This is a genomic window from Pseudomonas moorei (assembly GCF_042846945.1).
GTDB classification, from domain to species: domain Bacteria; phylum Pseudomonadota; class Gammaproteobacteria; order Pseudomonadales; family Pseudomonadaceae; genus Aquipseudomonas; species Aquipseudomonas moorei.
Genome location: NZ_AP035776.1, coordinates 5,257,685 through 5,283,651 on the forward strand (window position 1 = coordinate 5,257,685; position 25,967 = coordinate 5,283,651).

General features: G+C 60.3%; 24 protein-coding genes. 11 read left to right on the forward strand and 13 right to left on the reverse strand.

The window, feature by feature from the left end:
* The first annotated feature begins 283 nt into the window (after positions 1-283).
* From ACGJAX_RS24570 to ACGJAX_RS24580, 3 genes are all read left to right on the forward strand, one after another.
* Entirely contained in the window at positions 284-1,699 is a 1,416-nt protein-coding gene (locus ACGJAX_RS24570) for a cytosine permease (protein WP_090320180.1), read from the forward strand.
* A 166-nt stretch (positions 1,700-1,865) separates the two neighbouring features.
* Positions 1,866-2,078: a PLDc N-terminal domain-containing protein gene (locus ACGJAX_RS24575; RefSeq protein WP_390956484.1), complete on the forward strand. Its 213-nt coding sequence runs from the start codon at positions 1,866-1,868 to the stop codon at positions 2,076-2,078.
* 614 nt (positions 2,079-2,692) lie between these two features.
* Complete coding sequence (locus ACGJAX_RS24580; protein WP_390956485.1) at positions 2,693-2,986, forward strand: fructose-bisphosphate aldolase; 294 nt, start codon at positions 2,693-2,695, stop codon at positions 2,984-2,986.
* Between the two features lie 573 nt (positions 2,987-3,559).
* On the opposite strand, the gene ACGJAX_RS24585 is transcribed toward ACGJAX_RS24580, so the two are convergent.
* From ACGJAX_RS24585 to ACGJAX_RS24600, 4 genes are all read right to left on the reverse strand, one after another.
* On the reverse strand, positions 3,560-4,108 hold the full coding sequence (locus ACGJAX_RS24585) for a cupin domain-containing protein (RefSeq protein WP_007938772.1): 549 nt from the start codon (positions 4,106-4,108) through the stop codon (positions 3,560-3,562).
* Positions 4,109-4,425: 317 nt separating this feature from the next.
* Entirely contained in the window at positions 4,426-5,709 is a 1,284-nt protein-coding gene (locus tag ACGJAX_RS24590) for an FAD-dependent oxidoreductase (RefSeq protein ID WP_390956486.1), read from the reverse strand.
* Between the two features lie 53 nt (positions 5,710-5,762).
* A complete protein-coding gene (locus ACGJAX_RS24595; RefSeq protein ID WP_390956487.1) occupies positions 5,763-7,253 on the reverse strand; it encodes an aldehyde dehydrogenase family protein in 1,491 nt (496 codons plus the stop codon).
* A gap of 188 nt (positions 7,254-7,441) precedes the next feature.
* Positions 7,442-8,818, reverse strand: a complete 1,377-nt coding sequence (locus ACGJAX_RS24600) for a glutamine synthetase family protein (protein WP_090320167.1) — start codon at positions 8,816-8,818, stop codon at positions 7,442-7,444.
* A 283-nt stretch (positions 8,819-9,101) separates the two neighbouring features.
* Between ACGJAX_RS24600 and ACGJAX_RS24605 the strand changes: the two genes are divergently transcribed.
* From ACGJAX_RS24605 to ACGJAX_RS24625, 5 genes are all read left to right on the forward strand, one after another.
* Positions 9,102-9,863, forward strand: a complete 762-nt coding sequence (locus ACGJAX_RS24605) for a gamma-glutamyl-gamma-aminobutyrate hydrolase family protein (RefSeq protein WP_090320164.1) — start codon at positions 9,102-9,104, stop codon at positions 9,861-9,863.
* A gap of 289 nt (positions 9,864-10,152) precedes the next feature.
* A complete protein-coding gene (potA, locus tag ACGJAX_RS24610; protein ID WP_248915156.1) occupies positions 10,153-11,295 on the forward strand; it encodes a polyamine ABC transporter ATP-binding protein in 1,143 nt (380 codons plus the stop codon).
* 29 nt (positions 11,296-11,324) lie between these two features.
* Entirely contained in the window at positions 11,325-12,206 is an 882-nt protein-coding gene (locus ACGJAX_RS24615; RefSeq protein WP_247257323.1) for an ABC transporter permease subunit, read from the forward strand.
* Complete coding sequence (locus tag ACGJAX_RS24620; protein WP_247257302.1) at positions 12,203-13,087, forward strand: ABC transporter permease subunit; 885 nt, start codon at positions 12,203-12,205, stop codon at positions 13,085-13,087. The genes ACGJAX_RS24615 and ACGJAX_RS24620 overlap by 4 nt, the downstream gene beginning before the upstream one ends.
* A 212-nt stretch (positions 13,088-13,299) precedes the next feature.
* A complete protein-coding gene (locus ACGJAX_RS24625) occupies positions 13,300-14,397 on the forward strand; it encodes a polyamine ABC transporter substrate-binding protein (protein ID WP_247257301.1) in 1,098 nt (365 codons plus the stop codon).
* A gap of 323 nt (positions 14,398-14,720) precedes the next feature.
* Here the strand turns inward: ACGJAX_RS24625 and thpR are convergent, their stop codons facing one another.
* Complete coding sequence (thpR, locus tag ACGJAX_RS24630) at positions 14,721-15,260, reverse strand: RNA 2',3'-cyclic phosphodiesterase (RefSeq protein ID WP_390956488.1); 540 nt, start codon at positions 15,258-15,260, stop codon at positions 14,721-14,723.
* Positions 15,261-15,452: 192 nt separating this feature from the next.
* Here thpR and ACGJAX_RS24635 point away from each other — a divergent pair, with 192 nt between their 5' ends.
* Entirely contained in the window at positions 15,453-15,647 is a 195-nt protein-coding gene (locus ACGJAX_RS24635) for a hypothetical protein (RefSeq protein ID WP_390956489.1), read from the forward strand.
* Positions 15,648-15,661: 14 nt separating this feature from the next.
* Here the strand turns inward: ACGJAX_RS24635 and ACGJAX_RS24640 are convergent, their stop codons facing one another.
* Both ACGJAX_RS24640 and ACGJAX_RS24645 read right to left on the reverse strand, forming a co-directional pair.
* Positions 15,662-16,015 (reverse strand): DUF1428 domain-containing protein, encoded by a 354-nt coding sequence (locus ACGJAX_RS24640; RefSeq protein WP_090320144.1) that lies wholly within the window; start codon positions 16,013-16,015, stop codon positions 15,662-15,664.
* 28 nt (positions 16,016-16,043) lie between these two features.
* Positions 16,044-17,093, reverse strand: coding sequence for a hypothetical protein (locus ACGJAX_RS24645; protein WP_390956490.1), 1,050 nt, complete (start codon positions 17,091-17,093; stop codon positions 16,044-16,046).
* A gap of 326 nt (positions 17,094-17,419) precedes the next feature.
* On the opposite strand from ACGJAX_RS24645, the gene ACGJAX_RS24650 reads away from it, so the two are divergent.
* Positions 17,420-17,680 carry a hypothetical protein gene (locus ACGJAX_RS24650; protein ID WP_090320138.1) on the forward strand — a complete coding sequence of 87 codons (261 nt, stop codon included), beginning with the start codon at positions 17,420-17,422 and terminating at the stop codon, positions 17,678-17,680.
* Between the two features lie 58 nt (positions 17,681-17,738).
* On the opposite strand, the gene ACGJAX_RS24655 is transcribed toward ACGJAX_RS24650, so the two are convergent.
* The 5 genes from ACGJAX_RS24655 to ACGJAX_RS24675 all read right to left on the reverse strand — a co-directional run bounded on the left by ACGJAX_RS24655 (position 17,739) and on the right by ACGJAX_RS24675 (position 23,818).
* A complete protein-coding gene (locus ACGJAX_RS24655; RefSeq protein WP_390956491.1) occupies positions 17,739-18,854 on the reverse strand; it encodes an efflux RND transporter periplasmic adaptor subunit in 1,116 nt (371 codons plus the stop codon).
* Between the two features lie 6 nt (positions 18,855-18,860).
* The gene (locus ACGJAX_RS24660; RefSeq protein WP_390956492.1) at positions 18,861-19,691 is read right to left on the reverse strand and encodes a hypothetical protein; all 831 of its coding nucleotides are present in this window, start codon (positions 19,689-19,691) and stop codon (positions 18,861-18,863) included.
* 1 nt (position 19,692) lies between these two features.
* Complete coding sequence (locus ACGJAX_RS24665) at positions 19,693-21,021, reverse strand: glycosyltransferase (RefSeq protein ID WP_390956493.1); 1,329 nt, start codon at positions 21,019-21,021, stop codon at positions 19,693-19,695.
* Between the two features lie 5 nt (positions 21,022-21,026).
* Entirely contained in the window at positions 21,027-22,415 is a 1,389-nt protein-coding gene (locus ACGJAX_RS24670; RefSeq protein WP_390956494.1) for a diguanylate cyclase domain-containing protein, read from the reverse strand.
* Positions 22,416-22,927: 512 nt separating this feature from the next.
* Positions 22,928-23,818 (reverse strand): LysR substrate-binding domain-containing protein, encoded by an 891-nt coding sequence (locus ACGJAX_RS24675; protein ID WP_390956495.1) that lies wholly within the window; start codon positions 23,816-23,818, stop codon positions 22,928-22,930.
* A gap of 133 nt (positions 23,819-23,951) precedes the next feature.
* On the opposite strand from ACGJAX_RS24675, the gene ACGJAX_RS24680 reads away from it, so the two are divergent.
* Positions 23,952-25,370, forward strand: a complete 1,419-nt coding sequence (locus ACGJAX_RS24680) for an MFS transporter (RefSeq protein ID WP_390956496.1) — start codon at positions 23,952-23,954, stop codon at positions 25,368-25,370.
* A gap of 24 nt (positions 25,371-25,394) precedes the next feature.
* Here the strand turns inward: ACGJAX_RS24680 and ACGJAX_RS24685 are convergent, their stop codons facing one another.
* Entirely contained in the window at positions 25,395-25,841 is a 447-nt protein-coding gene (locus ACGJAX_RS24685; RefSeq protein WP_390956497.1) for a cupin domain-containing protein, read from the reverse strand.
* Positions 25,842-25,967: the final 126 nt, after the last annotated feature.

Sequence of the window (25,967 nt, forward strand, 5' to 3'; positions counted from 1 at the left end):
CACCCATCACCCCCCCCAAAAAAACCTGTGGGAGCGAGCCTGCTCGCGATGTCGGATTGGCAGTCAACATGGATGTTGAATGCGAAATCGTCTTCGCGAGCAGGCTCGCTCCCACCGTTTTTACGGCTGCCCACTGGCATACATTTTTTAACGTCTATACCCACAATCTTACTAATTTATCTATCCCGCCCCACCGCACATCATCACTCCAACAAGAAAAGCGTCGTTCGCGCGGCGCTCATTGAAGTACGTCCACGTACTCATCTTTGCCCTGGAGTTCGTCATGGTCACCGCAACAACAACCTCCGCGCCACTCATTGAAAAACACACAATCGGCTACGTGCCCCCCGAAGACCGTCACGGCAAAGTCCGGGACCTGTTCACCCTCTGGTTCGGCGGCAACATCGCGCCGTTGCCCATCGTCACCGGCGCCCTGGGCGTGCAGCTGTTTCACCTGAACCTGGTGTGGGGCATCGTCGCCATTCTGGTCGGGCATCTGGTCGGCGGCGTGCTGATGGCCCTGCACTCGGCGCAGGGCCCGCAAATGGGCATCCCGCAAATGATCCAGAGCCGTGCCCAGTTCGGCTCCCTCGGCGCGCTGCTGGTGGTGCTGATCGCCGGCATCATGTACATCGGCTTCTTCGCCTCCAACATCGTCCTTGCCGGCAAGTCATTGCACGGCGTGGTCGACAGCGTGCCGGTGCCGGTGGGCATCGTCATCGGCGCCCTCGGTTCGGGCATCATCGGCATCATCGGCTACCGCTTCATCCATGTGCTCAACCGTATCGGCACCTGGGTGCTGGGCATCGGCATCGTGCTGGGCTTCGGCTACATCCTGACGCACGTGCAGACCGCCGACTTCCTGACCCGTGGCAGCTTCAACATTTCCGGCTGGCTGGCCACCGTGTCCCTGGCCGCGCTGTGGCAGATCGCGTTTGCGCCCTACGTGTCCGACTACTCGCGCTACCTGCCCAAGGATGTGCCCGTCGCCGCGACGTTCTGGACCACCTACCTGGGCTCGGCGCTGGGCTCCAGCCTGTCCTTCATCTTCGGCGCCGTCGCGGTCCTGGCAACGCCCGTGGGCATGGACACCATGGACGCCGTCAAACTCGCCACCGGCTCCATCGGCCCGCTGATGCTGGTGCTGTTCCTGCTCAGCGTCATCAGCCACAACGCCCTCAACCTGTACGGTGCCGTGCTGTCGCTGATCACCCTGGTGCAAACCTTCGCCCACCGCTGGATCCCGACCGCCAAGAGCCGCGCCCTCCTCTCGCTGATCGTCCTGGGTGCCTGCTGCTTCGCCGCCGTCGGTGCTTCGGCAGACTTCATCGGCCACTTCGTCGACATGGTGCTGGTGCTGCTGGTGGTCCTGGTGCCGTGGACCGCGATCAACCTGATCGACTTCTACGCCATTCACAAAGGCCAGTACGACATCAACTCGATCTTCCAGGTCGATGGCGGCATCTATGGCCGGTACAACCCACAGGCGCTGCTGGCCTATGCGATTGGCATCGTGGTGCAGATTCCGTTCATGAACACGCCGCTGTACGTCGGGCCGATTTCCGAGCACATCAATGGCGCGGACCTGTCCTGGCTGGTGGGCTTGCTGGTGACGTCGCCGCTGTATTTCTGGCTGGCCAACCGTGACAGCGCGTACAAGCGCCGCCTTTCGAGCGGGAAACTGGCCAACGCGATCTGACTACCCCCCAAAAAAACTGTGGGAGCGGGCTTGCCCGCGAAGAGGCCACGGCGGTCAAAATAAATTTGATTGCCAGAACCGCATCGCCAGCGAACCCGCCCTGCAAAATTTAATGAACCCTGCCCAGCACCACTCACCTAACTGAATGACTATCAGGAGGTGACCCATGCACATCGAAACAATCTGGATCGTATTCGCAGCCGTGCTTCTGCTGATTGAGCTGTGGGCGATCAACCGGGTGCGAAAAGCCGAGGGGAAATCCAGTACCAAGGGGGTGTGGATGGTGGTGATCGTGTTTGTGCCGCTGTTCGGGCTGATTGCCTGGGCACTGGCCGGCCCCAAGCACGTGGCGCAAAACCCGAATTCATCGCAGGCTTGAGAGTGATGCTGGATGCATAGCGATCACTCTCTGGACATTGCACGGTTTGAAAGACACAGCCACGGTGATTCGGGGCTTTGTCGTTTCAAGCCACCTGATCCGCAGGGAAGCCGCCGGAGACCCGGGCCGCGTTCGGATGACCTTTTGATTTTGGACTTCCGAAAATCCTGTAGGAAATTACCTTTTGTGGCGAGGGGGCTAGCCCCCGTTAGGCCGCGAAGTGGCCCCAATCCCTGCCCCCGATTTCCCAAGACCCTGTGCACTGCCCGAAATACCGCGAAAGCCCGTAGACAGTGGCTATCCACCTTGCCAAAACGACCGCCAGAGCGTCCTACAGCGCGGTTGTGAGCATGAAAATGGGCGCCTATATTCGCCCCGGTCGCTGACACAAATAGCGACGGGTTTCGCAGCCCTAAAACGAGATGACCGATACCGTCGAATGAGAACTCTGGCAAAATCCGCCCGCGTTTTATTTCATGGCGGTTGTGCGTGGGAGACTTTCGAGTCTGCCGGGTGTCGGTCATCTCTCGGTCTGCGAACCCGCGTACAACTGCCACCCAATTGATTCGCAGCGAAAAGGTGGCGCCTCTAATTACTTCCGTAGAGCACTACTAATGACCATGAACAATCCGCCTCGCCGCTTCACCCCCATGTCCCAATTCGCCACCCACTACCCCGTACTGCTCATCGACAGCGACGCTCCACTTCGCGAACTGCACAACTGCGTCAGCGAACGCCTCAACGCCGTCCTCCAATACCTGCACCTCATGGCCTGCACCAGCCTCCCCGACTACGCCGAAAACGACATCAACACCGTCACCAACATCGCCCGGATCATGGTCCAGGATGTGAGCGATGTTTTTAAGGTGATTGAGCAGCGTGGGTTTGAGGTGCCGAAGGGGCAGTGAGCAAGAATGTATGCGTACACCCAACAACAAGGTCGAGCGTTAGCTCGCCTCGCGGTGCTGTTGCGGTGCACGCCCCCTCGAGAGGCCGAGCGAAGGTTCTGCGCAGTGGGCCCACGGAGCAGGACCGGAGCGAGGGCATGCCGAGCACTAGCGAGGCACCGAACGACAGGGGCAAGAGCGCTTGGTTACTTGGCGCCGGGCGGCGTTCCGTTTTTCCAAGTAACTCGCTGTAAGAGCGAAACCGTCAGCGGCCATCACCGCAACATTGGATATGTACATCAGAAAGAAAATGGTCGGCTGTCAGGCCGCCATCGCTGGCAAGCCAGCTCCCACAGGGGAATGTGTACACCAGAAAGAAAATGGTCGGCTGTCAGACCGCGTTCGCTGGCAGGCCAGCTCCCACAGGGGGAACGTGTACATCAGAAGAAAATGGTCGGCCATAAGGCCGTCTTCGCTGGCAAGCCAGCTCCCACAGGGACAGCGCCGACGCGAAAAAAACACGCCAGCCATGAGGCCGCCATCGCCAGCAAGCCGGCTCACAAGGGAATACGTAGCTAAACCATTGTGCCGCTGTCAGAAGTTCGCCGGCGTATTCGCACTGATAATCTCCGCCTCATCCGCCCCGATATTGCGGAACCGATGGGGCAAAGTCGTCGGGAAGTAATAGCCATCCCCGGCGTTCAACACACTGACCTGCCCATCAACCGTCAACTCAACCGTCCCCCGCGTCACCAACCCGCACTCTTCGCCTTCGGCGTGCACGATCGGTTCTTCCCCGGAGCTGGCGCCCGGTGCGTATTGCTCGCGCAGCAGACGCATCTGCCGGCTCGGTACGGAGGCGCCGATCAGCAGCAGGCGCAGGCCGTGGCGGCCCAGGTCTGGCTGTTCGTTGGCGCGGAAGACGTATTGATGCTCGCGCGGGGGTTGATCGAAGGTGAAGAAGTCCGCCAGGGACATGGGGATGCCTTCGAGCAGCTTTTTCAGCGAGCTGACGGAAGGACTGACGCGATTCTGTTCGATCAGGGAGATGGTGGCATTGGTGACGCCGCTACGCCGGGCCAGCTCGCGCTGGGACAGTTTGTAGCTTTCGCGTACTAATTTGAGTCGAGAACCCGTATCCATGACAGCCTTATGTAAGAACGACTTAAGGGTAATGGGGGTGGAAAACAGGCACAGATCCTGCCGTTTCCCCTGTCCCTGAACCGTGAAAGGCGGCTATTAAATCACGTTTGTTGGTGTTGCTCAGCAGGTTCGATAAACGGTGGTCGAAAATGGCCTGTGCCTTGATGCAGTACAAACTGTGGGAGCGAGCCTGCTCGCGATTGCGGTGTGTCAGGCGACTTCGATGTTGGCTGAGCTGGCGCCATCGCGAGCAGGCTCGCTCTCATAGGTTAAAAAGCCGGCGACACCTTTTGGGGTGGTCGCCGGCGAGGTAAAGCCTAGATACCGAAACGGTCGCGCAGCGAGTAATACGCGGCGCCCATCGCGGTGAGCGGCGCCGAAAAGGTGCGCCCGCCGATCATTGGCATGTGTGGCAACGAGGCGAACGCGTTGAAGCGTTCGGCGTCGCCACGGATCATTTCCGAGATCAGTTTGCCGGCCAGGTGCGAACAGGTGACGCCGTGGCCACTGTAGCCCTGCATGTAGTAGGCGTTTTTCTCGATACGGCCGAACTGCGGCATACGCGACATGGTCAGCAGGAAATTGCCGGTCCAGCGGTAATCGATCTTCACGTCCTTCAATTGCGGGAAGGTCTTGAGGATTTTCGGGCGGATCAGTTGCTCGATGTCATTCGGCTCGCGAGCGCCATAAACCACGCCACCGCCGTAGAGCAAGCGGTTGTCGGCGGTCAGGCGGTAGTAGTCGAGCAGGTAGTTGCAGTCTTCGACGCAGTAGTTGTTCTTGATCAGGCTGCGCGCCTGTTGCTCCGACAACGGCTCGGTCACGACGATTTGCGAACCGCACGGCATGCTCTTGCTGGTGACGCGGTTGTCCAGGCCTTGGGGCAAATAGGCGTTACCGGCGATCAGCAGGTACTTGGCACGGACCACGCCTTTGGCGGTGCGCACGCTGATCGGTTCGCCGTAGGTGATTTCCACCGCGGCCGATTGTTCGAAGATCTTGCCGCCCAGGCCAATGATCGCCGAAGCCTCGCCGAGGGCCAGGTTCAGCGGGTGAATATGGCCGCCCTGCATGTCCAGCAGGCCGCCGACGTAAGCGTTGGAACCCACTTCGCGCTTGATGTCGGCCGCGTCGAGCATTTTCAGGTTCTTGTTGCCGTAGCGTTCCCAGCTTTTCTTCTGCTCGGCCAGGCCTTTGAGTTGCTTCTTGTTCATCGCCGCGAAGATGCCGCCCGGGCGGTAGTCGCACTGGATGTCGTAGTGCTGTATGCGCTGACGGATGATGTCGGCGCCTTCGAAAATCATGCTGCCCAGGACTTCGGCCGTCCTGTCGCCATAGCGCTCTTCGATGACATCGACATCACGGCTGTAGGAGTTGACCAGTTGACCGCCGTTGCGACCGCTGGCGCCGAAGCCGACCTTGGCGGCTTCCAGCACGGTGACGCTGTAGCCCGCTTCGGCAAGGAACAGCGCCGAGGACAGGCCGGTGTAGCCGGCGCCGATCACGCAGACATCGCACTCCACCAATTCTTCGAGCACCGGGAAGTCGCCGGTGAAGTTACGGGTGGCCGCGTAGTAGCTGTTTACATGTGTCTGTTTCATAGGTTTCTCCGAGGGTCGCCAGTAACGTGCCGGCGACCGCCGCTTAAAAGGTCTTAGAGCTTGATCCAGGTCGCTTTGAGTTCGGTGTACTTGTCGAACGCATGCAGCGATTTGTCCCGACCGTTGCCCGACTGCTTGAACCCGCCGAACGGCGCGGTCATGTCGCCGCCGTCGTACTGGTTGACCCAGACGCTGCCGGCGCGCAGGCCACGGGCGAAGGTGTGGGCCTTGCTCAGGTTGCTGGTCCAGACCCCGGCTGCCAGGCCGAAGATGCTGTCGTTGGCAATCGCCAGCGCTTCTTCGGCGGTGTCGAAGGTGATCAGCGACAGCACCGGGCCGAAAATTTCTTCACGGGCGATGGTCATGGCGTTGGTCACGCCGTCGAAAATCGCCGGTTCCACATACAGGCCACCGGTCTCTTCGAGGGTGCGGCTGCCGCCGGCGATCAGTTGAGCGCCCTGCTCCTGGCCGATGCCGATGTAGCGCAGCACGTTGTCCAGTTGACGCTGATCGACCACGGCGCCGACGGTGGTCGCAGGGTCGAGTGCATGCCCCGGTTTCCAGGCTTGCAGGGCTTCGACCAACAGCGGGATGAACTGATCGCGGATCGAGCGCTCCACCAGCAGGCGCGAGCCCGCGGTGCAGACTTCGCCCTGGTTGAAGGCGATACCGCTGGCGGCCGCCTGTGCGGCTGCGCGCAGGTCCGGTGCGTCGGCAAACACCACGTTCGGGCTCTTGCCGCCGGCTTCCAGCCAGACGCGTTTCATGTTGCTCTGCCCGGCGTAGATCATCAGTTGCTTGGCGATCGCCGTGGAGCCGGTGAAGGCCAGCACGTCGACGTCCATGTGCAACGCCAGGGCTTTGCCGACGGTGTGACCGAAGCCCGGCAGGACGTTGAACACGCCTTTGGGGATGCCCGCCTCCAGCGCCAGCTGTGCGATGCGGATCGCCGTCAATGGCGACTTTTCCGAAGGCTTGAGGATGAACGAGTTGCCCGCCGCCAAGGCCGGGGCGAATTTCCAGCTGGCCATGATCAGCGGGAAGTTCCACGGCACGATGGCCGCGACCACACCCGCCGGTTCACGGGTGACCAGGCCAAGTTGATCGTGGGGCGTGGCGGCGACTTCGTCGTAGATCTTGTCGATGGCTTCGGCGGTCCAGCGGATCGCGTTGGCGGTCGCCGGGATGTCGATGCTCATGGAGTCGCTGATCGGCTTGCCCATGTCGAGGGTTTCGAGCAGCGCCAGTTCTTCCTGGTGGGCCAGGATCAGATCGGCGAAACGGATCAGGACGCGCTTGCGCTCGACCGGGGCCAGTCTGGACCAGACACCGGACTCGAAGGTACGGCGGGCAACGGCGACGGCGGCGTTGGCATCGGCTTCGTCGGTGCTAGCAACGTTCGCCAGAAAGCGGCCGTCTACCGGGCTGATGCATTCGAACGTGTCGCCACTGGCGGCCGCGCAGTACTGGCCGTCGATGAAGGCGCGGCTTTCAATGGTTAGGGACTGGAAGCGTTGCTCCCAATCGCTGCGAGTAATTGTCATTGTTGTGACTCGACGCAGGGGAATAGATGGTCTCGGGCTGAATGCCCGCCAATCAACGTATTGAAATGCAGTTCCCTGTGGGAGCGAGCCTGCTCGCGATGGGGAGCGTCAGACGACATTAATGCTGACTGATCCGCCGCTATCGCGAGCAGGCTCGCTCCCACAGGTGTTGCATTGGGTTCTGCCCGTTAAACGGTATGCAGGTACCAGTTGTACTCAAGGTCGGAGATGGAGTTCTCGAACTCGGCCAGCTCGCTTTCCTTGCACGCCACGAACACGTCGATGTACATCGGGTCGATGTATTTGGCCATGACTTCGCTGTCGTCCAGCTCGCGCAGTGCATCGCGCAGGTTGTTCGGCAGGCTCTGTTCGTTTTGCTCGTAGCTGTTGCCTTCCACCGGGGCGCCCGGCTCGATCTGATTGGTCAGACCGTGGTGCACGCCCGCCAGGACCGAAGCCATCAGCAGGTACGGGTTGGCGTCGGCACCGGCCACGCGGTGTTCGATGCGCACGGCGTCCGGCGAACCGGTCGGCACGCGTACCGCCACGGTACGGTTGTCGATGCCCCAGCTTGGCGAATTCGGCACGTAGAACTGTGCGCCGAAACGACGGTAGGAGTTGACGTTCGGGCAGAGGAACGCCATCTGCGCCGGCAGGGTCTCGAGCACACCGCCGATCGCATGTCGCAGCGCGGCGTTCTGCTCGGGATCCTCGCTGGCAAAGATGTTCTTGCCGTCTTTGTCGAGCACCGAAATGTGGACGTGCAGACCGTTGCCCGCCTGGCCCGGATACGGCTTGGCCATGAAGGTGGTGTCCATCTCGTGGTCGTAGGCGATGTTCTTCACCAGACGCTTGAGCAGGACCGCGTAGTCGCACGCCTTGATCGGATCGGCCACGTGATGCAGGTTGACTTCGAACTGCGCCGGGGCGCTTTCCTTGACGATGGCGTCAGCCGGGATGCCCTGCTCTTTCGCGCCTTCGAGGATGTCTTGCAGGCAGTCGACGTATTCGTCGAGGTCGTCAATCAGATACACCTGGGTCGACATCGGACGCTTGCCGGAGACCGGCGAACGTGGCGACTGCGGACGACCGTTCACGTTGTCCTGGTCGATCAGGTAGAACTCCAGTTCGAACGCGGCGCAGATGGTCAGGCCCATGTCATCGAACTTGCGCACGATGTTGGCCAGCACCTCACGCGGGTCAGCGAAGAACGGCTCGCCTTCCAGCTCGTGCATGGTCATTAACAGTTGCGCGGTCGGGCGCTTCTGCCAGGGCTCGATGCTGAGGGTGCCAGGGATGGGGTAGCAGATACGGTCGGAGTCGCCGATGTCCAAACCCAGGCCGGTGCTTTCCACCGTCGAGCCGTTGATGTCCAGAGCAAACAGAGACGCCGGCAGGTTGATGCCTTTCTCGTAAACCTTATGAAGACTGGTGCGTTCGATGCGCTTGCCGCGCACCACACCGTTCATATCCGCAATCAGAAGGTCGACGTACAAAACCTCAGGATATTTCTTAAGGAATGCGTTTGCTTCGTTGAGTTGAACGGTACGCAGAGGGACCGACATGATGCACCTATTTTTTACTGTTAATTATTATGTTCACCGCCCTTTCACGAGCCCAGTCAATCCGAAAGGCAAAGTGAAGTCAATAGCGAACACTGAGCCTTTCAGCGTTTATTTTTGGGCCTCTCAGAAGCACGAGAGTGCCAGATACCCCCTCAAACACGCGTAAATCCTGATCTTCAGACGTGCGGCGTTTAGAATTTTTTACATGAGAGTTGTTAATTAAAATCAACAAGGCTAAGCTCCGGAAAAGCTCGTTCAAGTGTGAAACTTCGAGGTGATAAAAATGGCATTCAAGCCATTGATCGGCGTTACTGCATGCGTCAAACAGATTGGCCTGCATCCCTACCACGTCAGCGGCGACAAGTACTTGCGTGCTGTCAGCGTTGCCGCACTGGGGCTGCCTGTCGTCATTCCTTCCCTGGCTGAACTGACCGAAATCGAGGACCTGCTGCCGCAGCTCGACGGTCTGTTGCTGACCGGCTCGCCTTCGAACGTGGAACCTTTCCACTATCAAGGTCCGGACAGTGCTCCCGGCACGGAACACGATCCCCAGCGGGATCGCACCACCCTTCCCCTGATCCGTGCGGCCATTGCGGCCGGCGTCCCGGTGCTCGGCATCTGCCGCGGCTTTCAGGAGATGAACGTGGCGTTCGGTGGCAGCCTGCATCAGAAGGTCCATGAATTGCCCGGCTTCCTTGATCATCGTGAAGCCAACCACCCTGACCTGGCGGTGCAATACGCACCGGCGCACACCGTCGACGTGCAACCGGGCGGCGTGTTCCAGGCACTGGACCTGCCCACGCAATTCCAGGTCAATTCGATTCACAGCCAGGGCATCGACCGACTCGCCCCCGGCCTGCGCGCCGAAGCGCTCGCGCCGGACGGCCTGATCGAAGCGGTCTCGGTCGAGCACAGCAAGGCCTTCGCCCTCGGCGTGCAATGGCACCCGGAATGGCAGGTCCTGTCGAATCCTCCTTATTTGAGAATTTTCCAGGCGTTTGGTGAGGCGTGCCGGCAACGGGCGGCGCTGCGTCATGGGCGCTGACTGACGACCTCAAACACGATTCAACGATTTCACTGCCCCCGTGAGTCAGGCGGGCGCGCTTGTGCGCGTCGGTCCCTCACGACAACAACACACTGCAATAACAACAAGTACTACCAGGCAGCCAGGACGGCGGCGCCGAATAAACCCGAGCGGTGCGGGCCAGTGAGTCAAACGCGAGACCCTGTGGGATCAGCGTTTCGACTGACTGACACCGTCCGGCAAGGGTTTGCAATCAACTATTAAGTCAGGCCGCGTTGGCCCGACGACTGAAACCTGTTGGGAGTTTCAAATGGCAAACGCCTCCAGCATCTACCGGAAGGCTCTTGAAGGTCACCAGGCACCGAAAAAGGTGTTGGTGAAAGTCGACCGCGTCACCAAGAAATTCGACGAAACCACCGCCGTGGACGATGTGTCCCTGGAAATCCATCAAGGCGAAATCTTTGCCCTGCTCGGTGGCTCCGGCTCCGGCAAATCGACGCTGCTGCGCATGCTCGCCGGCTTCGAACGGCCGACCGAAGGCCGTATCCTGCTCGACGGTGTCGACATCACCGACATGCCGCCCTACGAGCGGCCGATCAACATGATGTTCCAGTCCTACGCGTTGTTCCCGCACATGACCGTGGCGCAGAACATCGCCTTCGGCCTAAAGCAGGACCGTTTGCCCGCCGCGGAAATCGACGCCCGCGTGGAAGAAATGCTGCGCCTGGTGCACATGACCCAGTACGCCAAGCGCAAACCCCACCAGTTGTCCGGCGGCCAGCGTCAGCGCGTGGCCCTGGCCCGCTCCCTGGCCAAGCGTCCGAAGCTGCTGTTACTCGACGAACCGATGGGCGCACTGGATAAAAAGCTGCGTTCGCAGATGCAGCTGGAACTGGTGGAAATCATCGAGCGCGTGGGCGTGACCTGCGTGATGGTGACCCACGACCAGGAAGAGGCCATGACCATGGCCCAGCGCATCGCCATCATGCACCTGGGCTGGATCGCCCAGATCGGCAGCCCTGTCGACATCTATGAAGCACCGGTCAGCCGTATGGTCTGCGAGTTCATCGGCAACGTGAACGCCTTCGAAGGCACCGTCGTCGAAGACCTGGAAGGCTACGCGATCATTCACAGCCCGGACCTGGAACAGAAGATCTACGTCGGTCACGGCGTCAGCACTTCGGTGCAGGACAAGTCGATCACCTACGCCATCCGCCCGGAAAAACTGCTGGTCAGCACCACCAAGCCAGAGGCCCGCTACAACTGGTCCAGCGGCAAGGTGCATGACATCGCCTACCTCGGCGGTCACTCGGTGTTCTACGTGGAATTGCCTGGCGGCAAAGTCGTGCAGTCGTTCATGGCCAACGCCGAACGCCGTGGCGCACGTCCGACCTGGGACGATCAGGTCTACGTGTGGTGGGAAGACGACAGCGGCGTGGTACTGCGCGCATGAAAACCTTCAATCAGCAATTCCTGCGCCTGGTGCCCAGTGGACGAAAATTCGTCATCGGGATTCCCTTCCTGTGGCTGTGCCTGTTTTTCCTGTTGCCGTTCTTCCTGGTGATGAAGATCAGCTTCTCGGAAGCGGCCCTGGCCATTCCGCCCTACTCGGAGATCTACACCTACGCCGAGCAGAAATTCCAGCTGATGCTCAACATCGGCAACTACACCATGCTGGGCGAAGATGAGCTGTACCTCTCCGCCTACCTGGGTTCGTTGAAGGTCGCGCTGTTCAGCACAATGATGTGCCTGGTGATCGGTTTTCCGATGGCCTACGCCATTACCAAGGCGAGCAAGGAAGCGCAAAACGTCTTGATGCTGCTGATCATGATGCCGACCTGGACCGCGATCCTGATCCGCGTCTACGCGTGGATGGGCATCCTAAGCAACAACGGTTTGCTCAATGCGTTCCTGCTGTGGACCGGGCTGATCGATCACCCGATCGAGATCCTCAACACCAACACCGCCGTTTATATCGGCGTGGTGTATGCGTATCTGCCGTTCATGATCCTGCCGCTGTACGCCAACCTGGTGAAGCACGATCAGAGCCTGCTGGAAGCCGCATCGGACCTGGGTTCGAGCACCTTCAACAGCTTCTGGAAAATCACCGTGCCACTGGCCAAGAACGGCATCATCGCCGGTTGCATGCTGGTGTTCATTCCAGTGGTCGGTGAGTTCGTGATCCCGGAACTGCTCGGTGGCCCGGAGACCCTGATGATCGGTCGCGTGCTGTGGCAAGAGTTCTTCAATAACCGCGACTGGCCGGTGGCATCCGCCCTGGCGGTGGTGATGCTGTTGATCCTGATTGTGCCGATCCTGCTGTTCAACCGCAGTCAGGCCAAAGAAATGGAGGCACGGGGATGAAACGTTTCGGCTTTTCAAAAATGATGCTGGTGCTCGGCCTGTCGTTTATCTACCTGCCGATGCTGATTCTGGTGATCTACTCGTTCAACGCCTCGAAACTGGTGACGGTATGGGGTGGCTGGTCGTTCAAGTGGTACGCCGGCCTGCTCGACAACACCCAGTTGATGGGTTCGGTGGTGCGCTCGCTGGAGATCGCTTGCTACACCGCGCTGGCGGCCGTGGCCCTGGGAACACTGGCGGCGTTTGTCTTGACCCGCGTGACCCGCTTCAAGGGGCGCACGCTGTTCGGCGGCCTGGTCACCGCACCGCTGGTGATGCCGGAAGTGATCACCGGTCTGTCGCTGTTGCTGCTGTTCGTGGCCATGGCGCAACTGATCGGCTGGCCGATGGAACGCGGCATCGTGACCATCTGGATCGCCCACACCACGTTTTGTGCCGCCTATGTGGCAGTGGTAGTCTCCGCGCGCCTTCGCGAACTGGACCTGTCCATCGAAGAAGCGGCCATGGACCTGGGTGCGAAGCCATTCAAGGTGTTCTTCCTGATCACCATTCCAATGATCGCGCCCTCCCTGGCCGCCGGCGGCATGATGTCGTTCGCCCTGTCGCTGGATGACCTGGTACTGGCGAGCTTCGTCTCCGGCCCGGGTTCCACGACCCTGCCGATGGAAGTGTTCTCGGCGGTGCGTCTGGGCGTGAAGCCGGAGATCAACGCCGTGGCCAGCCTGATCCTGTTGGCGGTCTCGATCGTGACCTTCATGGTCTGGTATTTCAGCCGCCGTGCCGAAGCCACCCGCAAGCGGGCGATCCAGGAAGCGATGGACCAGACTGCCAGCGAATCGTGGCAGGCGCCTGAGAAGAAAATGCTGGGAGCGACGGCGTAAGTCCTGGGACTTGCTCCTTGTGGCGAGGGAGCTTGCTCCCGCTTGAGTGCGCAGCACTCACAAAATTTTGGGGCCGCTGCGCAGCCCAGCGGGAGCAAGCTCCCTCGCCACAGGCACTGTGTAACCACCCAGGTATTGGGGCTCACTGCCACAGGTTTTGTGTCTACTGCACTTTGTGTGTTTTGAATAAGAAAAGAAATGGAGTTGTACCGATGAAAATGTTTGGCAGGACTCTGCTGACACTGTCCTTATTGGGCGCGATTGCCACCGGCGCCCAGGCCAATGACAAGGTACTGCGCGTCTACAACTGGTCGGATTACATTGCCCCGGATACCGTCAAGAAGTTCGAAGACGAGACTGGCATCCAGGTGACCTACGATGTGTTCGACAGTAACGAAACCCTTGAAGCCCGCCTGCTGGCGGGCAAATCCGGCTACGACATCGTCGTCCCTTCCAACAGTTTCCTGGCCAAGCAGATCAAGGCCGGGGTCTATCAGGAACTGGATAAGTCCAAGCTGCCGAACTGGAAAAACCTCAATCCGGTCCTGCTGAAAAACGCCTCCGCCAGTGATCCCGGTAACCGCCATGCCTTCCCGTACATGTGGGGTTCGATCGGCATCGGCTTCAACCCGGACAAGGTCAGGGAAGTGCTCGGCGCCAATGCCCCGACCAATTCCTGGGACCTGCTGTTCAAACCGGAGAACGCGGAAAAACTCAAAGCCTGCGGCATCAGTTTCCTCGATTCGCCGACCGAGATGCTCCCGGCCGCCCTGCATTACCTGGGCTACCCGGTGAACGATCAGGACAAGCAACACATCGCGCAAGCCGAAGCGCTGTTCATGAAGATTCGCCCGTCGGTGGCGTACTTCCACTCCTCGAAGTACATCTCGGACCTGGCCAACGGCAACATCTGCGTGGCGGTCGGTTACTCCGGCGACGTGCTGCAAGCCAAGGCCCGCGCCCTGGAAGCCGGCGACAAGGTGAAGATCGACTACAGCATCCCCAAAGAAGGGGCCGGCAGTTTCTACGACATGGTCGCCATCCCGCGTGATGCCGCCAACGTCGAGAACGCCCACCTGTTCATGAATTTCCTGATGCGCCCGGACATCATCGCCGAGATCACCAACAACGTCGGCTACAGCAATGCCAACGCGGCCGCCACGCCGCTGGTGGATGAATCGATTCGCAACGATCCGGGTTCGTATCCACCCCAGGAAGTGATGGCGACCCTGTATGCCATTCCCGACATGCCGATCGGTGTGCAGCGGGTGATGACCCGGGGCTGGACCAAGGTGAAGCTGGGTAAATAACGCATCACCCTGTGGGTGTGCCGGTTGAAATTTGATGGTCCGATTTACGTTCATGCGGCGCCTTACCACCGCTGCATCACTCACCTGGCTCCTCGGTTAAGGTGAGTTTCGGCGCCTTCGGGCTAATGCCGATCAGTTAAGAGATAGAGCGAGCACTCAGTAACCTGTGGCGAGCAAGCTTGCTTGCGCTGGGGCGCGAAGCGGCCCTAAAAAAATGGGACTGCTACGCAGTCCAGCGCGAGCAAGCTCGCTCGCCACAGGTACAGTGTTCATCCTTAACTGACTGGTATTACGCCCCCAGGCGCCTTTTTTTATAGCAGTTCCTATGCCACCCCCAGCGGCCAATCGGCCAGCGCCCGGTAGCGGCCCTTGTGGGATTCGAACAGGGTGAAACGGTCGGCGCGCAGGAAAAACTCCGGCGGCGAGGTCGACTCCGGCACCGGCGCCCGATAATCGCGGGCCAGGGTCAGGTGCGGACGAAACTCCCGTGGTGCGTCCTCCAGCCCAAACGGCAACAAGGCCTGCTCCAGGTCATACACCAGGCGCAGCAGCGCCGGCGGTGCCTGCTCCGGCGCCAATACCAACACCCCTGCCCTGCGCCAGACATCCAGCCGATCAAGGGCCACGGTCAATCGCGCGCCGGGGGTGCGTACAGACGCGACCGCCGTGCAAATGTCCGCAATCTGCCCTACCGCCACCGAGCCGAGAAACTTCAGGGTCAGATGGAAATTCTCCACCGGCACCGGGCGTCCGCTGCGCAGTTGCAGCGCGCCGCGCCACTGGGCGATGGCCTTGCGTTGCGCGGGTGCGCAACCCAGGGCAAAAAACAGCCGTTTGAACGGCTCGCGGGATTCTTCATTCATGCAGGACACCTCGGCGGGGAGACCGCCTGAGTGTACAACCTGTGGCAAGGGCGCTGGGTCAGCGAAGGCAACGATGCGGCGTCAATGAAAACGCCTTCGCCGGCAAGCCGGCTCCCACAGAGATCTCCGGCGGGAGCAAGCGCCCTCGCCACAGGTCTATAGTTGAGGCTGGCGAATCAACCGGAGGGGGCCATGCGACAGATCATCAGCAAGGAACCATGGTGGGCCGAGCCACCCAGGCCCGGCCAGGATGAGTCCGAACTGGAATGGGGCTGGCTGGTGCACTACAGCGAAGGCGAGCCGCGTTTCGAGTTCATCCGCGTACGGCCGACCGATGACGAAATCCGCCATCGCAAAAGCTGCAGGATCACCCCGACGTCAGAGTGACCCTACGAGCCGGCTCAAGCCTTGACGAGCAGCTCGAAACCGCCGAACACCATGCGCTGGCCATCGAACGGAATCGGACTGACGTCCGGCTGCGTGCGCGGGTCTTTCATCATTTTCTCCATCCCGGCATTGCGGGTGGCCTTGTCCGGCCAGATGATCCAGCCAAACACCACGGTCTCGTCTTCCTTGAGTTTGACCGCCATCGGGAACGAAGTGACCTTGCCTTCCGGTACGTCTTCACCCCAGCACTCGGCCAGGCTCAATGCGCCGTTTTCCTTGAAGATCGCCGCAGCGATTTCGGCGTGTTTCTTGAATTTTTCACGATTGGCGGTGGGCACCGCCGCGATAAAACCATCTACATAAGACATGGGTGTTCTCCTTCAGTCATGGGTTGAGCTACTGATTAGTCGAATCAATCGGGCTCCAATCGACAGTCCCCACGCCTATACCGACCGGCGGTTCAGCACTCTGGGCCAGGCTGCCTTCGATTTGCGCCGCCATGTACAAAGTACCGGCCATGACACCGGTGTTCGGGTCCTGCACCAGCTTGATCCAGGCTTTGTCGAAGGTGTTGCCCAGACTGCTGCGGATCAACGCTTCGCTGTCCGGCCGGTCGGCGGCCTGAATCAATGCGCGAACCCCCGCCACCCCCACGGTAATCAATCCGCCAGCAAGTTTGCCGGCGGCCGCCGCCACCGCACTGGCCGCCCCGCGCGGGGCCATTTCGGCTTCCATCCGTTGGCTTGCGCGCTTGGCCACCGGCGCCATGGCGGTGTCGGTTGAGCCAACGCCTTTATCGCCGCCAGCCTTGTGGATCTTGTCGACCAACGCGGAGTAGGCCGGCAAGGCGTTCAAATCGGTGTAAACGACCTGATAAAGCGAGGCGTCCCGGGCCGGTGGTGGCCCAAGGGCAATGGCCGGGATTTTCTGGATACGACCATTGAGTTGCGCCATCGGCACGTCATGGCGCTGGGAGATTTTCTGCAGTTCTTCCTTGAGAATGTCCACATAGAAGGCCGCCGCCAGGCTGAGAATCGCATTCGGGTCGATCTCCACCGCCACCGGCGCCAGAACCTTTTCCTGATACTGCTCCAGCAGATAAGCGGCCAGACGCCTTTCCGTGGCGTCCTGCTCGCCCTTGGCGCTGATGGTGTACCAGCTGACCTTCATCGACAGCCATTCCTGGGTCCAGTAGTTGCTGAACCAGGGGATGAAATTCTGCTCGGTCAGCTCGTAGACCCGGGTGCGCCAGTAGTCCATGGCGCCCTGCGCATAGATTTTTGTCTGTTCGGTCGCCGATTGCGACGCCTGGATGATCTCCCGATCCACTTGTTGCCAGGTGCTGGGAGGTATCACCACTTGCGGTGTTTCCACCGGCGCGCGCGGCGACATGGCGCACCCGGCCAACACCACCAGCACGGCGACGATCAACCAGCGCAGGTTCAAGATCACGGTTCCTAAAGTCGGCTCCGAACGGAATGTTCGGTGTTCAAGAGCCCCTCAATTGAGTATAGGTGGCGGCCATTGTCGGCTGAGCGTGGATCGTGGCCCTCAGAAAACCCGCAAAAACCGACCATCACTTGCGTCGATATTCACCATCGCCACGAATGCCTTCCGCCCCGCCACCGTCAGCGTAGGATCGATTCCAACCCAACACGAAACCCTGTAGCGGAGGGCCGTACCATGCTGATCCATCTCCTGACCTGTCTGGCCCTGACGGCCTTCACGTTGAGTGTATTGGGCTGGTTCGTCCTCTCCGAGGAGCGCACGTCATGATCAACGAAGTCACCCTGTCCGTGAGCTTCCCGGTGTTCGGCAGCAACTATTACTCGCAACCTTTCGAGTCTCGTAAAGTGTTGACCCTGGTATTCGACAAAAAATTCGAAGCCTTGCTGATTCCGGCCGCCGCCAATCACTTCAACAACGAAGTGGTGGGGCTCAACGATCAGTTCCGGTTCTTGAACGATGTGCTGGCCGAGCATTTGCTGGCAACCGAAGTCGCCGCGACGGCGCGCCGCCATCAGTACATCTGAGGGGCCGACCCAGACGACGCGTCCATCAGGTCGGCGATGATTGATCGCAGGTGATCCTTCAATGGCTTTCCTGGGCGGTCGCCGTTGCCCGACCAATGGCAAAGAGATCCCCCACTTGCTCGATGAGCTCACGGCTGTCGGCGAACATCTGTTGCCAGTCGGTGGGGAACCGCACATTCAACGGCAGTTGATCGATTCGCCATTTCGCCGGCAGCGGGTGATCAAACCGGGCGGCGACCTGCAAGCCCATTTCGCTGGCCGTGAATGGTCCTCGCAACACCGTGGGTGTACGCCCGGCACTGTCCACAGCCTGGACAACATGGGCGTCCAGCCAGTCCCCATTGGGCATGCGAACGCGCAGCGCCTGGCCAATCGCGGCGTAGCTGATGTTCTGCGGCTCCAGGTAAATCCACAGCAGCGGGTCTTCCTGTCGCTCGATGCGCATCAGCAAGGTGCCGGCTCCGACGTTTTCACCGGGGTTGACCATGACTTCCGCCACTCGCCCGCCCTGCGGGGCCTTGATCGGCAGCGCGGCCAGGCGCGTCTTCAGCCACTGCTGCTCGGCGTTCTGTTGAATGACATCTCGCTCGACGCTCAACGGCGCCTGATTGGCCAGTTGCTCGCGCCGCTCGAACGCCAACAGATCGGCCCTGAAGCCATCCAGCTCAGACTTGGCCGTCAACACTTCTCCCGGAGAGACGGCACCTCGATCCACCAGGTCTTCCAGCACCTTCACACGCTCCTGCGCCCTCCCTATGCGGGTATTGAGCAACTGTCGCTCGCTGCCGCCCAATTTGGTATTGCGTGCCGGCGTCGTGTTGGTCGGCATGGCCGCCAGTTGCGATAGCCGGGCCCGCCATTCGGGGTTGTCGAGATTGACCAGCGGTTGATTGACGCCGATCTGGTCGCCGGCCTTGACGAACAGTTGCTCGACCCGACCGGTATCCCGTGCGCGCACTTCGATGATCGGCAAGCGCAACTGAGCCGGCGCGTCGATCATCAGCATCCCGTAGGCCAGTTTGCCGCCCAGCCAGATCAACGGGCTGGCGACCAGGAACAGGATCAAATACCAGCGCACGCGAAACGCCGTGCGTTTGCCCGGGGCATAGAGCACGCTCAAACCCTGCTCCTGAGTCGGGCTCAGTTCCTTGCGACTATCAAAACGAATCTTCATGAGGGTTCACCGTTTTGGAAAGTCTCGCCAGGCTTGCCAGTCAATGCCGGCAATCCCGAGAGGTTGCAGTTGTTCACGCCAGACGCTGCTCTGGTGTTGCAACTGTTCGGTCGAAGCGCCGGCCCAGGACTCCGTGGCGTCCAGTTGCGGCTCCGTGCTTTGTGCCAGGCGAAATTGCAGGTCGGGCCAGCGCCTGGCGATTTGCTCTGCCATTCGCGCGCTGTTGTTCGGATTGCGCGTGTAAATCATCAGGCTGACCTGACGCACGCCCGCATCGGGAAGCGCACAGGGCACGCAGGGGTGTCCGGGTTTGGGATCAGCGAACCAGCGATGGTGACTGGAAATCTCGACCGGCCATGGGCTCACTGAAGAGGCTGTACGCAAGGTTTCGAGCCAGTCTGTAAGGCGCTGATCGGGGACGGGCATGCCCAGTTGCTCGACCTCCAGGTCCAGGTGCAGGCTGATGAAGGCGAGCCCTTTGAGTTTTCCCAGCAGATCGGTGAGCTGATGGCGTTCCGGCGGCTCGATCCAGCTCGGATCGCCCAGTAACAGGCTGACTTGTACCCCCTTGTCCGCCGCGTCCCGCAGCAGTTGTTCCAGGCGCTGGCGGGTCGCGCCCAGGTCTTTGATCTGCGCGGCCTTGAGGCCCAGGTAAATCTTGTCCATTCCGGCGTTGCGCAGTGCCTCCAGTTCAGCCGGCCGCTGCCCGGGATCGAGCAAGGCTTCGCTGTCCCAGACATAACTGGCCTGGGACCATCTTTGCGCTTGCGCCGCCTGAGCCATCAACGGCTGGGCCACCAGCAGGGGCAAGCACAGGGCCAGAAGGATTGATCGCATATCAAAACCTCGTGGCGCGTTTGAGCACCCACCACGGCGCCATCGAGCTTTCTTCATGCCCGCGACGGAGCATTTCGTTGAGCATGGCGACCACGCTCCAGCAACGCAGGAGCAACATGAACATCGGGAAAAAAGGCACCAGCAAGCCCAGGGTCATGTCTTGCCGGGGGCGGTCGGACACCATCAACAGCATGGCGCCGAACATCAGCACGGTGATCGTCAGGTACAACAGATAGATCAGCGAAAACAGAAACAGCAGGGTCATGCCCGGCAGGATGAAGATCGCCAGCAAGGTGTAGCTGAAGATGATGAACGGCAGCACCAGCTGGAAAAAGAAGCCGGTCACCAGGATCATCAAAAAGGTTTTCCAGCCTAATAATTTCGGACTGATGTTGCGGTTGTGCTTTCTGATGTACAGAAAGAACAGGTCGCCGTCCCAACGCAATCGCTGCATCAGGAATTGACTGAGTGTCGCGGGCGCGTCGGTGTGACCGATCGCTTCAGGCTCGAACGGGATTCTCAGGTCATGGCGCTTGAAGTAGCTCTTGATGCGCAGCGTCAGGTCAAGGTCTTCGGCTGTATGGGTGTTCCAGCCGCCGATTTTCACCAGGAAGCTACGGCGGAAGGCGCCAAAGGCACCGGACACGTTGTTGACCAGATTCCATTCGGCCAGGCCGATTTTCGACATGTGGATCGACAGCAGGTACTCCAGCGACTGCATCGCCGTGACCCAGGAGCCCCAGACGTTGCGTACACGCAGGCTACCGGCCACCGCGGGCACCATGGGGTCTTCGAAATGCCGCACGATGGCGCTGACCATGTTGTTGTCGAAGGACGTATCGCCATCGAGCGCCATCACGATTTCGCCGCTGGCCAGCGACAGGCCGGCGTTCAATGAAGACACCCGTCCGCCCCGCTGCCATTTGGCGATCGGGCGCAAATGGCGCCGGGGGTACAACTGCGGGTCCACGTTGAAGCTGCGCACAGCGGCCAGCGTCGCCTGGTTCACGGTGGCGCCGTCCACCACGGGAATCATCTCGATGTGGCCGCCATACGTCTGCTCGCACAGGCTCAGGAGCGTGGTCTGCACGTCCATTCCTTCGCTGTAGCAGGTGATGATGCACGAGACCTTGGGCTGATAAACGCTGATCTTCGGCACGCGGGAACGCCGACGTGCGAACCAGCGCAGCACGCCCAGCATCACCAGGATCATCATCGGCAATTCAAAAATCAGAAACGATGGAAAGAGCATGTAGAACAACCGGCTCAGACCATCCGCCCCGGCAAGCCCGCCCAGCGCGTTGTAGAGTTGTTCCATCAACGGGTTCATGGGTGTCACACCAACTCGCCGGCCAAACGGGCCAACAGTAATTGACCATCTTCCTGATCAAGAAGATCGTCCGGCGCCGTGATACTGACGACACGCAGGGAGAGGTCGCTGACCTCCGGCGCCGAAAACAGCTCGGCAATCCGGCTCAAGCGTTGTTTGACGCATTCCAGACCCTTGCCGTCGGTATGGGGCAGCATGATCCAGAAGAACTCTTCGGTGCTTCGCGAGCAGCGGTCCGTTTCCCGCACGGTTTCCTTCAAACGATCGGCCACGCTATCGATGAAGGCATGACCGCGTTGTTCCCCCAGTTGCGACAAGGTCCCGCTCAGGTTGACGAAGCGCATTCCGATCAGGGAGAAGGTCGGCACCGGATAGCGGCGCACAATCTGGATCTGCCAGCTCAGCAGATCATAGAAATCCTTGCCGCCCAGCAGGTTGAGCCGACCAAAGCCGGGGACCGATCGCTCGCTGAACTCCTGGCGGCAGCGGAACCGTCCGGCTTCGGTCAGGCGGAAATCCCTGACCTCGCGGACACGCAATTTGTCCGGCGTATGCGACAAGCCGCAATCCAGGCAACGCGCCTGCACTTCGGCATCGACAAAAAACGCCTGGCATGAGCGGCAGCGATAGTTTTCCATCGGGCGGTCGTAATCGGTACCGATGTGACGCAGCCGGCTCAAACAGTTGGGGCACAGCAGCACGCCGTCTTTGAGAAAGGATTCCTGCGGGCCCACATGCCCGCAGGTAAAGCAGTGCAAGGAAGGTTGTCGCGAAATGTCCAGGGCCTGACACTCGGCGCACACGTCGATGTAATTGAGCCGGCCCGAACCGCATTCCGAACAGAGGCGAACCCGATCGACCAGCACCCCCTCTTCCAGCCAGCCTTGCTGCACCATCAAGCCCAGCCAGACAAACGCATTGATCTGCTCGTTGTCAGCCAGGGCTTCCAGCAGCGGGTAGCGGTAATGCTGGGGCACCTCCGGGTCGCGCAACGCATACACATAGGTGTTGCCGCGTAACCACAGCCAGGACAACACCCGGCTTTCAAATCGCTCGGGCGCGGCGCCCTGTTCAAGCAACCTGAAGCGCTCTTGCCAGGCGACCCAAAGCTGCTTGATCTCACTGGCATCGACCGGGCATGCACCATCACCCAAGGCCTCACACCAGCCATCCTGGTCGCGGCAACAGTAAATGAGGGTGTAGCGATACGGCGGGATAGAGCGCAGCTTTCGCAGCACTTTCCCCGCATAAGCGGCGGGCATGTCCAGCAGTACCACATCAAATGCGCGGGCAGCCAACAGACTGCCAAGGTCGGAAAAGTGTTCAAGTTCGGGAAGGTTCAAACTTGGCACTCTATTACCGAGTATCGCGATTCGAGGATTTGGAATCGACATGACGCACGTCCTCTACAGAACGACAAGTGCGGTTTATTGAAGTGACCAACACTAACACCGATGAAGAAAAGCGTTCGATTTATTTTGATTTCTTTCCAGATACACGGCAACAGCACTTCGTCAGCCAATGTCCCCGATAACCCGGCTTCTGTTTAGCAATAACAACAATCATGACTCAAATAATACAAACTAATTTATCGATATCAATCAATATGTTAGTCAATATAGCAGAGCAAATTATTGTATATATCCGCAGTACTAGTAAATCGCCACATTGATAGCGTTGCGCCAGTCACCACACTTGCGAACTCTTCTCTTTAGACATTTATAATTATTGAGCCTGCCGCATACCTCACCCAACAGCATAAGTTCAAAGTATTTTTATATGATTTTCTTCGCTCATATAACAAAAGACCTACACATACAAAATCAGTAACAACAGCTTAACACCAGCACTCAATATATTGACTAAGTTGCCACGGATTTAAACTGACTGTTTCTTCAGTTACTTTCTATTCCGAACAAACCACTCGAAGACATTCACGTAACCAGCGATGCACGGGGTCGGCATCCATTCGCGGGTGCCAGAGCATGGCCACGGTGAACGTGGGCAACGATAAAGGAAGCTCGAAACTGTGCATGCCTTGTCGCAGATCGGCGGTGTGGCGCTCCGGCACGCTGACGATCAAATCGCTGGCCCGGGCGAGCGATAGAGCCGTGGAAAAACCGGCGACGATGGTGGCGACCTGGCGCTCCAGCCCGAGCAATTCAAGGGCATCATCAATCGGCCCCTTGTCCAGGCCGCGCCGGGACACGCTGATGTGACTGCCTGCGGCGAAACGTGCGGCACTCATCGGGCCCTGACTCAACGGATGCCCCGAACGCACCACGCCGATCAAGCGGTCACGAAACAGACCCTGGGTGCGCAACTCCGGACCGGCGCCCTTGCCCACCACCCCGGTTTCCAGATCCACCGTGCCGTCACGCAGTGACGTGCTGTCTTTGTCCGGTTTGTGCACGAAGCGCAGGCGCACACCGGGCGCTTGCCCGGCGACGCGTGCAATCAGCCTGGCGCCGAAATTGTCGACGAAACCTTCGCTGGTGCGCAGCGTGAACGTGCGAACCAATTGCGCGAGGTCCGGTTGCTCGGCCGGACGCAATACCGCTTCGACCTCCTGCACCAATTGACTGACCCGCTCACGCAACGCCAGCGCCCGGGGCGTGGGCACCAGACCGCGTCCGGCCCTGACCAGCAACGGATCGCCAGTGGTTTCGCGCAATCGCGCCAGCGCCCTGCTCATCGCCGAAGGGCTCAGGCGCAAGCGCTTGGCGGCGCGGGCCACGCTGCCTTCTGCCAGCAGCACATCAAGGGTGATCAGCAAGTTGAAATCGGCGCTGGACATGGGATGCCTCGTGGCGGGCTTATAGGGCGTTGAACGCACGTATTAAATGCAAAGGGTGCGTCTTCCGCCATGTTAGGCGCGGGCGTAGTTTTGCGATAGCTCCAATCGGGAGTGGCCACGACAGGGGGACCCCATGAATTCCACAACGGCAATGACAGAAGGCACGCAACGAACCGGATCCGTCAGGTGGGCACTGGCCAGCCTGTCAATGTCGATGCTGCTGTCCGCCCTCGGCACCAGCATCGCCAACGTGGGTTTGCCGACGCTGGCCGAGGTGTTCGAGGCTTCCTTCCAGCAGGTGCAGTGGGTCGTCCTCGCGTATCTGCTGGCCATCACCACGCTGATCGTCAGTGTCGGACGGCTCGGCGACCTGGTCGGGCGGCGGCGCCTGCTCTTGAGCGGGATCGGTCTGTTCACCCTGGCTTCGGCTTTGTGCGGCCTGGCACCGACCCTCGGCCTGCTGATCGGCGCGAGGGCCGTGCAAGGCCTCGGCGCGGCGATCATGATGGCCCTGACCCTGGCCTTCGTCAGCGAGACGGTGCCGAAGGAGAAGACCGGCAGCGCCATGGGCTTGCTCGGGACGATGTCGGCGATTGGCACCGCGATGGGACCTTCCCTCGGTGGGCTGTTGATCGGCGGATTCGGCTGGCGGGCGATGTTTCTGATGATGCTGCCTTTGGGCCTGGTGACGCTGCTGCTTGCCTATCGCCATTTGCCGGCCGATCAGCGCAAAGCGAACACCGTACGCAGCGGTTTCGACCCGCTCGGCAGCCTGCTGTTGGCCCTGACCCTGGGCGCTTATGCATTGGCCATGACCCTTGGTCGCGGCCACTTTGGTCCGTTGAACATCGCCTTGTTGCTGGCGGCGTGCGTGGGCGTCGGCCTGTTCATTCGGGTGCAGGCACGCGTCGCGGCGCCGCTGATTCGACTGGCGATGTTCCGCGATCCGCAGTTGAGCGCCAGCCTGGCCATGAGCCTGCTGGTGACGACGGTGTTGATGGCAACGTTGGTGGTCGGGCCCTTCTATCTGTCGCGGGCGCTCGGGCTGGATGCGGTCGGGGTCGGGTTGGTGTTGTCCGTCGGGCCGCTGGTGGCGGCACTGTCCGGCGTGCCCGCCGGGCGCATGGCCGACCGCTTCGGCGCGCGGCGCATGACCCTGGCCGGGCTCATCGCCATTGCGCTGGGCTGTTTCACCTTGTCAATGCTGCCAACAACGTTCGGCATCGGCGGCTACCTCGCGCCCATGGTCATCATCACCCTGGGTTATGCGGTGTTCCAGACTGCCAACAACACCGTTGTCATGAATGATGTGGCGCCTGACCAGCGGGGCGTGGTGTCCGCCTTGCTCAACCTGTCGCGCAATCTCGGCCTGATCACCGGGGCCTCTGTACTGGGCGCGGTGTTTGCCCTGGCATCGAACTCGGTCGACATCAATACCGCGCATCCCGAGGCGGTTGCCAGCGGCATGCGCGTGACGTTCATGGTCGCGTGGGGGCTGATCGGTATCGCTTGCCTGATCGCCCTGGTCAGCCGCCGCCGTGAACACGCCTGAACCGCTGATTCAGGCGGCTGCCGTCTACGGCTGCAACACCACCAGTGGCGTGTCCTTTTTGACGATGTAGGTCGCCAGCTCCGAGCCTTTGCCCTGGCCGATGTTCTTCGCCACATGGGCGATGCCCGCCGGGATGTACAGCGAATCACCGGCCTTGAGCGTGACCGGTGGTTGCCCTTCGAGTTGATATTCAAAGGTGCCATCAATCACATAGGCGATTTCGACGCCGGGATGGGAATGCTTGGGCGACGTCACGCCGGCATCGAAATCGACCCGGACCTGAATGACTTCACGCCCATCGACATCGAGGTCACGACGGACCAGATCGGTACGCGAGAGCCCGGCCTGCCAGTTTTTCGCCGGGGCCTTGCTCTCCTGCGCCTGAGCGAGACCGGTATAGGCGCCGAGTGTCGCGGTGGCCAGCGCAACGCCAAGCCAGCCAGCAGCGTAACGGGTGTTGATTCGGGACATAGCCATTCTCCAGTGAGCGCAGGGTAAAAGCGCGGGTGCCGTTGTGGGGCAGCGCCATTAGGCGTTCACCGTGTATCGCGCATGTGTCGCGCTGGGCCCTGTTTTGTATGCGTACGTCACTGTTGC

Bases quoted from the DNA above. Each gene is read 5' to 3' on its own strand.
- ACGJAX_RS24570 (WP_090320180.1), top strand. From the start codon at position 284: ATGGTCACCGCAACAACAACCTCCGCGCCACTCATTGAAAAACACACA.
- ACGJAX_RS24575 (WP_390956484.1), top strand. From the start codon at position 1,866: ATGCACATCGAAACAATCTGGATCGTATTCGCAGCCGTGCTTCTGCTG.
- ACGJAX_RS24580 (WP_390956485.1), top strand. From the start codon at position 2,693: ATGACCATGAACAATCCGCCTCGCCGCTTCACCCCCATGTCCCAATTC.
- ACGJAX_RS24585 (WP_007938772.1), bottom strand. From the start codon at position 4,108: ATGGATACGGGTTCTCGACTCAAATTAGTACGCGAAAGCTACAAACTG.
- ACGJAX_RS24590 (WP_390956486.1), bottom strand. From the start codon at position 5,709: ATGAAACAGACACATGTAAACAGCTACTACGCGGCCACCCGTAACTTC.
- ACGJAX_RS24595 (WP_390956487.1), bottom strand. From the start codon at position 7,253: ATGACAATTACTCGCAGCGATTGGGAGCAACGCTTCCAGTCCCTAACC.
- ACGJAX_RS24600 (WP_090320167.1), bottom strand. From the start codon at position 8,818: ATGTCGGTCCCTCTGCGTACCGTTCAACTCAACGAAGCAAACGCATTC.
- ACGJAX_RS24605 (WP_090320164.1), top strand. From the start codon at position 9,102: ATGGCATTCAAGCCATTGATCGGCGTTACTGCATGCGTCAAACAGATT.
- potA (WP_248915156.1), top strand. From the start codon at position 10,153: ATGGCAAACGCCTCCAGCATCTACCGGAAGGCTCTTGAAGGTCACCAG.
- ACGJAX_RS24620 (WP_247257302.1), top strand. From the start codon at position 12,203: ATGAAACGTTTCGGCTTTTCAAAAATGATGCTGGTGCTCGGCCTGTCG.
- ACGJAX_RS24625 (WP_247257301.1), top strand. From the start codon at position 13,300: ATGAAAATGTTTGGCAGGACTCTGCTGACACTGTCCTTATTGGGCGCG.
- thpR (WP_390956488.1), bottom strand. From the start codon at position 15,260: ATGAATGAAGAATCCCGCGAGCCGTTCAAACGGCTGTTTTTTGCCCTG.
- ACGJAX_RS24635 (WP_390956489.1), top strand. From the start codon at position 15,453: ATGCGACAGATCATCAGCAAGGAACCATGGTGGGCCGAGCCACCCAGG.
- ACGJAX_RS24640 (WP_090320144.1), bottom strand. From the start codon at position 16,015: ATGTCTTATGTAGATGGTTTTATCGCGGCGGTGCCCACCGCCAATCGT.
- ACGJAX_RS24650 (WP_090320138.1), top strand. From the start codon at position 17,420: ATGATCAACGAAGTCACCCTGTCCGTGAGCTTCCCGGTGTTCGGCAGC.
- ACGJAX_RS24655 (WP_390956491.1), bottom strand. From the start codon at position 18,854: ATGAAGATTCGTTTTGATAGTCGCAAGGAACTGAGCCCGACTCAGGAG.
- ACGJAX_RS24660 (WP_390956492.1), bottom strand. From the start codon at position 19,691: ATGCGATCAATCCTTCTGGCCCTGTGCTTGCCCCTGCTGGTGGCCCAG.
- ACGJAX_RS24665 (WP_390956493.1), bottom strand. From the start codon at position 21,021: ATGAACCCGTTGATGGAACAACTCTACAACGCGCTGGGCGGGCTTGCC.
- ACGJAX_RS24670 (WP_390956494.1), bottom strand. From the start codon at position 22,415: ATGTCGATTCCAAATCCTCGAATCGCGATACTCGGTAATAGAGTGCCA.
- ACGJAX_RS24675 (WP_390956495.1), bottom strand. From the start codon at position 23,818: ATGTCCAGCGCCGATTTCAACTTGCTGATCACCCTTGATGTGCTGCTG.
- ACGJAX_RS24680 (WP_390956496.1), top strand. From the start codon at position 23,952: ATGAATTCCACAACGGCAATGACAGAAGGCACGCAACGAACCGGATCC.
- ACGJAX_RS24685 (WP_390956497.1), bottom strand. From the start codon at position 25,841: ATGTCCCGAATCAACACCCGTTACGCTGCTGGCTGGCTTGGCGTTGCG.